Genomic DNA, 835 nt, shown 5'->3' on the forward strand with positions numbered 1-835 from the left:
ACGCCACGATCAACGTCGATGGCCTCGAAGGCGAGGCAACGTGGGAATATTCCACCGATGGCGGCAACAGCTGGACGCCCGGCACGGGTACCGGCTTCGAACTGCCGGAAGGCGACTATGCCGCTGACGCCGTGCAGGTGCGTCAGACCGATGCCGCCGGCAACACCAGCGGAGTGGGTAACCTCGGCGCGGTCACCATCGATGTCACCGATCCGGTGGCACCAGTTATCGACAGCGCCACCGATGACATCGATCCGACCGGCACCCTCGGCGATGGCGACAGCACCAACGACGCCACGCCGACACTGACCGGCACCGCCGAAGCCAATGCCACGGTGGCGATCCTCGCCAACGGTACCCAGATCGGCACTGCCGATGCCGACGACGATGGCAACTGGTCATTCACCATCGGCGACGCGAACGCCCTGCCCGATGGCGAGGTGGACTTCACCGCCACTGCCACCGATGCCGCCGGCAACGTCTCCCCGGCCAGCCCGAGCTTCACCCTCAACGTGGATACCGTCGATCCGATGGCGCCGGCGATCGACCCGACCAACGGCGACATCATCACCGGCACCGCCGAACCCGGCAGCACGGTCACCTTGACCGATGATGCGGGCAACGCGATCGGTGACCCGGCCCTCGTCGATGGCGACGGCAACTGGAGCGTAACGCCGAGCGACCCGCTCGCCGATGGCGACACGATCAATGCCACGGCCACGGACGCGGCGGGCAATACCAGTGACCCCGCCACGGCAATCGTGGATACCGCTGCACCCAACGCCGGTGACAACGACATCGAGATCAATGATGGCGGCGACGGCTTCCTCAATGA

The 835-nt window shown here is 66.2% G+C and carries 1 protein-coding gene; it reads left to right on the plus strand.

Going from position 1 to position 835, the window contains the following annotated elements:
- Positions 1 to 835: Ig-like domain-containing protein (locus BTW07_RS19735; protein ID WP_208605442.1), on the plus strand; the 835-nt coding region annotated here is incomplete at both ends.

Source organism: Salinicola socius (assembly GCF_001937195.1).
Lineage (GTDB): Bacteria > Pseudomonadota > Gammaproteobacteria > Pseudomonadales > Halomonadaceae > Salinicola > Salinicola socius.